An 8,586-nucleotide genomic window follows, 5' to 3' on the forward strand; every position below is an offset into this window, starting at 1 on the left:
TGGTATCAACGCCGCTGCGTAGAGCAGTTTTTAAGTCAACTTGACCTTGTTCATTAAGTAGGCAGGGACGCAGCCAACCATCAGCAGATAGACGCATCCGATTGCAGCGATCGCAAAAACATTCTGACATCTGACTAATAAATCCCAGGGTGCCCTTGGCACCAGGAATCTGGAACACATCAGCTGGGCCATTACCCCGGACACTGGATTCTATCAAACCCCAGCGTAAGTGAATCCGTTGCCGTAATTCTTCCGAAGGTACCCACGCCCGCTGACCAAATAGCTGGGAGTTCCCGATGGGCATAAACTCGATAAATCTAACGTGCCAGGAGCGGTGAATGGTTAGAGCAGCTAAATCCAGCACTTCCTGGTCATTAACTCCTGGAATTACCACCACATTCAGCTTTAACGGGTCAAATCCAACCTGATGGGCAGCTTTTATCCCTTCCCAAGTCTGTTCCCAGCGCGAACGTCCCCGATTGCCGATAATTTTGTCAAATGTCTCTCGATTGAGGGAGTCCAGACTAATATTAATCCGCCGTAAACCCGCCTGGTAGAGTTCCTTTGCCATACCAGCCAGTAAAAAGGCATTGGTAGTCATCGCTAAATCTTGTGTTTCCGGTAAAGATGCGATCGCTCTGACTAACTCCACTACACCTGGACGCAATAGGGGTTCACCTCCCGTGAGGCGAAACTTTCTAAATCCGACCGGGATAAACACCTCCTTGACCAGAGTCAGCAGTTCTTGATCAGTGAGTAATTCTTGCCGTAGGATATAGTCAAGCTCTGCTCCTTGAGGCATACAGTACTGACAACGGAAGTTGCAGCGGTCAATCAAGCTAATCCGGAGATAGTCTACAGTATTCATATATTGCACCGGATCATGGGGTTTCAAAGGGTTTTGTTGACACTCCCCGGCCTAAAGGCGCGGGGATTCTTCAATCAACGACCCGACTTGCTGAACCTGGCCGGAACCAAGAACAGTAGAGGTCAGATCTCCTGAAGCCTTCGGGTCTATGACCCAAGTTCCGACGTGCCCCGTCGTACTTATGGCTCGATTTCGGATATTGATAGCGGCATTATGGTCTCTGTCAAGTTCACACCCACATTTACAGGCATGAGTTCTAGTAGATAAGGATTTCTTGACAGTTTCGCCACACTCAGAGCAGTTTTGACTGGTATAGGCGGGGTTTACTGCGACAGTTACCCTGCCTAACTTAGTCCCAAAGTGCTCCAACCATTTCCTGAATTGATACCAACCAGCGTCATTAATAGACTTAGCAAGGCAGTGGTTTTTAACCAGGTTTTTAACTCTTAAATCTTCGTAGGCGACCAGGTCGTTAGACCGGATTACGCAACGTGCCAGTCTCTTAGCATGTTCTTCACGTTGCCTACTTATTTTAAGGTGCTGCCTGCCTAATCTGTTAACCGCTTTCCTGCGATTGGATGAGCCTTTCTTTTTTCGAGAAACTCGACGTTGATAAAACTTTAAGCGTTTCTCCCCTTTTCTATAAAATCGGGGATTTGGTTCGGAGTGACCATTGGAATCTGTATAGAACTCTTTAAGTCCTACATCCAGCCCAATCATCTCACCTGTGTACTCTATTTCCTCTTTTACGTTAACTGCAACGCAAAATTGAACGTAGTACCCATCAGCTCGCTTAACTATCCGAACTCGGTTGATTTGCTTTTTGTCGAAGCGCCATAAATCCCAGGTACCTTTGAGCTTAAGCTTTCCGATCCCCTTCTTGTCCGTGAACGTTATTGATTTCTTGTCAGGGGATAATTTCCATCCTGACTTCTTATATTCGACAGACCGAGCATGTTTTTGGAACTTGGGAAAACCCTTTTTACCTGGGACTTTTTTCTTGCAATTATCGTAGAAGCGAACAATCGATGACCATGCCCTCTCAGAGGCAGCCTGACGGGCAGTAGAGTTCAATTCATTAGCAAAGGGAAACTCTTTAGCCAGGATTTTAGAATACCTACTAAAGTCACTTTTCCCTGTCCCTTTATTGTCTAACCATAGACGAATGCAGCTATTACGAATGAATTTAACCGTCCGGAGCGCCTCGTCTATTGCTGAATATTGGGACTCTTTACCTTTCGCTTTAAACTCTAGTATAATCATTGACCTTGACCTTGACCTTCGGTCACGCTACCCGAACGGTCACGCTACCCGAACGAATCTCGACCTCTTTCGATATATATTTATACTAACAGAATCGTATAAAACTTTCAAGTATCAATCAAGATTCTCTTCTACGCGACTTTAGTCGCTAGTCACTTTCATCCCCGGTCTTTAGACGCGGGGCTTTCAGTGTTGGGAACTCGAGTAAGCACTTACACAGAATTAATCGCCTACTCCAAATCTCTGTAACCTTTACCCTGCAAGGCTTTGAGTTTTGGAAAATGTGTAATTAATTTTGTGTACCTGCTTAATAGGTTATACCTATTCCGGAATATGTCCCTCAGCCCTTGTAGCTAATGCTATGCAGCATCTCTTTCCAAGAATCCAGTGATACTGCAACTGTTAGGGTGCATTCCTTTTCTTGCAAAGCCTATTCTGTGTCCCTCAAGGGAGTGTCACAATTGGTTACTCATGGTGTCCTCCCCTACCTAAAATCGATAAGAAACTACCAGTATTCCAGATTTAGGGGAAATGACCGACAAACCAGATTTTCTTCTATACGCACAACACGGATGGGCGGATAACTCTAAAGCGATGGCACGCCTTGCCCAATCCTTAGCCACATCCCGCACTGCCATCATTACTCCCGATCTCGGTTGGTTCAAAACTTGGCTCTGGATAGAACCCCTAATCAACCAACTCGAACACATTGTCTTAGATACCATTGTCACTTATCCCCAGACACCAATCCGAATTATTGGTCATTCCATGGGTGGCTTAATTTGGCTAGAACTCCTCAGCCGTCACCGAGACTGGTGGTCACAAGTAGAATCCTTAGTGTTGATTGGTTCTCCTATTGGTGGTGCAGATGTAGCTAGAATTATTGACCCCTTGGGCATTGGTATTGGTATCGCAAAGGATTTAGGTATCAACCGCCGACAACTAGCAGAGTCCATTGGCGCAGTGATTCCCACATTAGTAATAGCTGGTGATAGTGATCACGGTAGCGACGGCACGATTACAATAGAGACAACCAAGTTTTCTCGTAGTCAATTCGTTTGTTTACCTAATGTGCATCATGCTGCTCTCAAAAATCATCCTTTAGTCGCAGCAGAAATCCAGAAATTTTGGGCGAATCCAGTTATCACACAACCTCCTCCACCAGGAGACTTTATTACTAGCTTAATTCAACAATTACACTCAGTCCCAGGTATGACTGATGGTCATGGTAGAGATTTTCACCGAGCCAAGACCTATATAACATTTAAAAATGGCATTTCCATTCGGACTTGGAAGAATCCTTTACTAATACACCATGTATTTGTGGCTAGCCCTGAAGGAGACTGTCTCTACAGTGGTTTTGTAGGTTGGATACATAATCAAGCCTTATATCAAACCCTTGGGACTTTGACATGCTCCCTCGTTAAATCGGAGATTATAACGAGGGATTCCTAAACCTCACGACTTAGGTTTACTGCTTTTGCGGCACTTATCTAGGTTGTTACCAACCCCTGACAGAACGCCTACACAGTCAATTTCCTCCACGGTCTGCCCGACCGCAGCGATACCTCGTTGACAAATCACTTGGGCGGCTGCAACATCTCGGTGAATTTCATAACTACATTCAGGGCATTTGTGGAGTCGTTCAGATAAATCTTTCTTGCCTGTATGTGCCCCACAATTGGGGCAAATTTGACTCGTATACCTATAATCGACCTTGCCAAAATATATACCCCGTTTCCAACACACCCAAGCCAGAATATTGAAGAACTGACCAAAACCTGCATCAAGAGTATGCTTACTCAGCATTCCTTTTGCCCAGGTTCTAAAGTCTAAGTCTATGTCCTTCGGACAGGCTTCGCCAACAACAAATATCATGCCCGCTTGGTCACACAAATGATCAGCTAACTTAAAGTGGAAGTCTTTTCGGGTATCTGTGATTTTTTGATGTAGTCTAGCAATTTTATGATTGAGTTTATGTCGATTCGCTGAACCCAATTTCTTTAACTTCAGTCTACGTTGCAGTAATTTCAACTCGCCGTGTAGTTTTGTTAAAAACTTTGGACGTTCAATTAACTCACCATCAGAAGTTGCTAAGAACTTATCTAACCCAACATCAATCCCCAGTGGATGCCCCCATACTGGTGTATCAGGAACACTTACGTCACTCTGCAAAGCAATCATTGCAAAATAACCACTGGCTCGTCTAACCACTCTCACTTGCTTGATTTTGAACCCCTCAGGTATTGGTCGTGATAATCGCATCTTGACCATCCCAATTTGAGGTAATTTAATCAAATCATTGACTACGGGATTAGCCTTAAACTGAGGGAAGACAAAAGACCGCATTCGATACTTATTTTTGAATCGTGGGAACCCATGTCCCTGATTCTTCATGCTTGTAAATGCTTTGTCCAGTGTCTTAAGCACTTGTTGTAGGACTTGTGCGTTAACACGCTTCAGTTCGGGGTTAGACTTTTTAGCCTTGGTTAAACCTGCTGACTGTTCTTTGTATCCCGGATAAGGTGCATTCGCTGGGATGATGTATTCTTGCTGTAACGAACAAGAATTTATCGAACACTTTCTACTGTTATACCAGTCCTTTCTCTCCCTTAAGGCATAATTCCAAACCTTTCTTGTGACCGCTAACATTTCTTCAATGATTGCGATCTGATCTTTTGTCGGGACTAGCTTGTACTCGTAGGTTAGTGTCAACATTAGCCTATTTTAACATGATTCTATCAAAACCAGATATTCTGAGTAGAATTAGATACACCAATACTTTCAACCGTAACGCTATCCCGTTGTTAATTTATTAGTCGTGATTCATCTCACCGCTATAATCTTTGATTTAGCGGTGAGATGAATCACGACATTTTCTGATAGCAAAGGGAACAGGGAGTAGGGAGTAGGTGCGATTCGTTAGCTAGAAACCTTACCCGATCAGGGTATGGGGGATTTGCTGCCCTTGACACATGAGCCCTTACAACTTGATAACCATGCAGGTGTTAGCCCAGCCGGAGCGGAATCCGAGTGACAGCCTTACCCCTATTAGTAAGACATAACTTGCTTACTGATAAAGCGGGGTCAAGTAGTGAAGCACTGCCAGCTATCATGTGGTGTTAGTAACAGGCTTCGACTCATGGGTACACACCGAAGGTATGTTTAAATCATCGTCATGCTCACGTGGCGCAATAGGCAGCAATCGCCACAGACAAAAGTCAATGGGATTTTGACTAAAAGTTCTACTCCTTTTAGAGATTCCACTATACTATCCTCGGTGAACAGTACCGCCCTAAAAGTCCAATCAATGGTTATCAGGAACGAAGTAACCTCTGTATTTGCTCTGATGAAGGTCGATACTAGAGTAGGTAGTTAGCCGCAAGGGATAGGTCGGCAAGATTGACCTCAGAAGCCAAAGTCACCGGGTAATGCCTAGAATATGCTGACGGACTCACATTTTAGGAAAAGAAATAGTTGTAAGTACCAATTGATATGTCCCTACCTCAATCTGGATATACCTTACCGGTATTCGCCTGTGCCTCAGCAATAGCCGCCCTCCATCAGTTACGCAACGGCCAACCCTTGGAAACGGTTTCAGTGGACTTAATTAACCCTCCTGAAACCGTAGACATTCCCATTGAGCAAGTGGCTAGGATTCGAGAAGGGGTAGCGCTAGCTATTACTCACTCTAACCCTGGTGATAACCTTGACCTTACCCGTAATACCCCAATTTGGGCAGTCGTAGAATGGGGTTCCTCGGAGCAAACTGAATCGATACAGTTATTAGGGGGTGAAGGAATTGGACGACAAATCAATGCCGGAGGCAAACCAGCCATCTATGCTTATGCCGAGAAACTATTGCACCATAACTTGAGTTGTCTGCTAGCACCGTCAGAGAAAATTCAGGTGACGATTATCTTGCCGGAAGGGCGGAAGTTGGCACAGCGTACTTCTAATTCTGCCTTTGGTGTAGTAGAAGGACTTTCCCTACTAGGAACTACTGGCATTTCCCAGCCTCTGAGTGCTCCTGGTCAATTAGCTGCTTACCAGGAGGAATTAAAAGCAAAAGCCAGCAAATTGCTAAAAGAGCAAGCCTCCTCACATTCGACAACACTAGTGTTCTGTGTCGGAGAAAATGGCTTAGATTTGGCGCGAGGCTTGGGGATTAATCCCGAGCGGCTGGTTAAAACAGCCAATTGGCTCGGACCGTTGTTGGTAGCAGCTGGATACTCCCAGGTGCCAGAACTTTTGTTATTTGGCTATCATGGTAAGTTAATTAAACTGGCAGGAGGAATTTTTCATACTCACCACCACCTAGCTGATGGACGACTGGAAATACTCACCGCTCACTGTGCGCAGTTAGGAGTACCAACCCCACTGATCAGGCAAGTATTTGGCAGTCAAACCACTGAAGCTGCTCTCAATTGTCTGCGTCAATGGGATCAGACTCAGGGCACTGATTGGGTAAATCAGGTTTATCATGCGATCGCATTGACCATTGACCAACGCTGCTTTGACTACATCCGCAAACACAGTGAGCAGCATATCCAGGTGGGCTCTGTATTGTTCGATCGCGGACGCAAAATTATTGTTACCAGTCCCACAGGTTGGACATTGATTTCAAATTTGTGATAAATTTTTATAAATCTTAATATATTGGCGGGCGGATCTTGTAGCCGAACCCAATGTATGATAAATTAACCTGATTATCAGCTGAAACTTCGCATTTCAGGACATATAGACTGAAACCCTGAAAAATCTTCTGACTAGAAGTCACGAGATTGTCAACAGACATACCACTGCCAGGCAGGTCTATGAAGTGCGTGTGGGAGTGGAAACTGAAATAACCGTAAACAGATTGAGTTCTGTATCGTCGATGAGAGTCTACGACTCAGACTAACTGGTTAATGCCAGCGCTACCATCCACATCAAAGTGTTGGGGCGTTGAAGGATTAATTTACGGAAACCATCAGCTTTCAACCTATCTGTTCATAGCAATCAATTTATGCTGCCCAGAAGCACACCTAGGCAGCGACCTGTTCGTACATTCACACAACTAAACATGACGAACACAGCAGTAACCCTAAGGACCAACAAACTATCTTACCAGAAAGAGGCATTGGCTGTAGCCTCTCTAGCAGAGCAGTTGAATCGCCAGATGATTGTGATTCTGGACTTCGGCTCTCAATACTCGGAACTGATTGCTCGTCGCATTCGCGAGACTAACGTTTACTCCGAGGTGCTATCCTATCAGACCACAGCTCAACAGCTACAGCAGCTTCATCCCCAGGGCATCATTCTCTCTGGAGGTCCCAATTCCGTCTATGACGATGGAGCCCCCCTATGTGACCCAGAAATTTGGAATCTCGGTATACCCGTGCTAGGGGTTTGCTATGGGATGCAGTTGATGGTGCAACAACTAGGCGGAACAGTTACCAGAGCCAAGAAAGCTGAGTATGGTAAAGCCGCCTTACTCATTGATCACCCCACTGAGTTACTGAGCAATGTGCGAGACCACTCAACCATGTGGATGAGCCACGGAGATTCCTGTGTGACTTTGCCAGATGGCTTTGAAGTCCTTGCCCATACTCAGAATACCCCTTGTGCGACCATCGCTAACTATCATAAAAAACTTTATGGCGTGCAATTCCATCCAGAGGTTGTGCATTCAACCGATGGTCTTGCCCTAATCCGTAACTTTGTTTACAACATCTGCGAGTGTGAACCCACTTGGACCACTGCTGCTTTTATTGAGGAAGCGATTCGAGAAGTGCGTGCCAAGGTTGGGGAAAAACGGGTTCTGTTGGCTTTGTCTGGTGGAGTAGATTCCTCTACCCTTGCCTTCTTACTCCATCGCGCAATTGGGGATAAACTAACTTGTATGTTTATTGACCAAGGCTTCATGCGCAAAGGCGAGCCAGAGCAGTTAGTGAAGCTATTTCAGGAAGAATTTTGTATTCGAGTAGAGTATGTGAACGCTCGCGATCGCTTTTTGGCTCGCCTTGCTGGTGTCACTGACCCAGAAGAAAAGCGTCGCCACATCGGTCACGAATTCATTCGCGTCTTTGAAGAAGAATCCCAACGTCTTGGTCCATTTGATTATTTAGCTCAGGGTACCCTCTATCCGGATGTAATTGAATCAGCCCATACCAACGTTGATCCCAAAACCGGTGAGCGGGTAGCTGTGAAAATCAAGAGCCATCACAATGTCGGAGGCTTACCCAAAAACCTACGCTTCAAGCTGGTAGAACCATTACGCAAGCTATTTAAAGACGAAGTGCGCCAACTTGGTCGTGACCTCCACTTGCCAGAATCGATTGTGCGCCGACATCCCTTCCCCGGACCAGGATTGGCGATTCGCATCATTGGTGAAGTGACCCCAGAACGGTTGAATATTCTGCGGGATGCTGATTTCATCGTTCGAGATGAAATTCACCGACAGGGGATGTATA

Annotated in this window: 6 protein-coding genes; 3 read left to right on the forward strand and 3 right to left on the reverse strand. The window is 45.4% G+C overall.

Features of this window, described 5'->3' with window-relative positions; genetic code table 11:
• The coding region (gene moaA / locus F6K20_RS13905) for a GTP 3',8-cyclase MoaA (RefSeq protein ID WP_287295030.1) at positions 1-868 on the reverse strand (868 nt) is incomplete at its 3' end.
• 51 nt (positions 869-919) lie between these two features.
• Complete coding sequence (locus tag F6K20_RS13910; protein ID WP_008179885.1) at positions 920-2,131, reverse strand: RNA-guided endonuclease InsQ/TnpB family protein; 1,212 nt, start codon at positions 2,129-2,131, stop codon at positions 920-922.
• 531 nt (positions 2,132-2,662) lie between these two features.
• On the opposite strand from F6K20_RS13910, the gene F6K20_RS13915 reads away from it, so the two are divergent.
• Positions 2,663-3,586, forward strand: a complete 924-nt coding sequence (locus F6K20_RS13915; RefSeq protein ID WP_008179887.1) for an alpha/beta hydrolase — start codon at positions 2,663-2,665, stop codon at positions 3,584-3,586.
• Between the two features lie 3 nt (positions 3,587-3,589).
• On the opposite strand, the gene F6K20_RS13920 is transcribed toward F6K20_RS13915, so the two are convergent.
• The gene (locus F6K20_RS13920; RefSeq protein WP_008179890.1) at positions 3,590-4,849 is read right to left on the reverse strand and encodes an RNA-guided endonuclease InsQ/TnpB family protein; all 1,260 of its coding nucleotides are present in this window, start codon (positions 4,847-4,849) and stop codon (positions 3,590-3,592) included.
• A gap of 777 nt (positions 4,850-5,626) precedes the next feature.
• On the opposite strand from F6K20_RS13920, the gene cbiD reads away from it, so the two are divergent.
• Both cbiD and guaA read left to right on the forward strand, forming a co-directional pair.
• Positions 5,627-6,766, forward strand: coding sequence for a cobalt-precorrin-5B (C(1))-methyltransferase CbiD (gene cbiD / locus F6K20_RS13925; protein ID WP_008179892.1), 1,140 nt, complete (start codon positions 5,627-5,629; stop codon positions 6,764-6,766).
• A gap of 430 nt (positions 6,767-7,196) precedes the next feature.
• The coding region (gene guaA / locus F6K20_RS13930; protein ID WP_353736754.1) for a glutamine-hydrolyzing GMP synthase at positions 7,197-8,586 on the forward strand (1,390 nt) is incomplete at its 3' end.

The organism is Moorena sp. SIO2C4 (genome assembly GCF_010672485.1).
Lineage (GTDB): Bacteria > Cyanobacteriota > Cyanobacteriia > Cyanobacteriales > Coleofasciculaceae > Moorena > Moorena producens.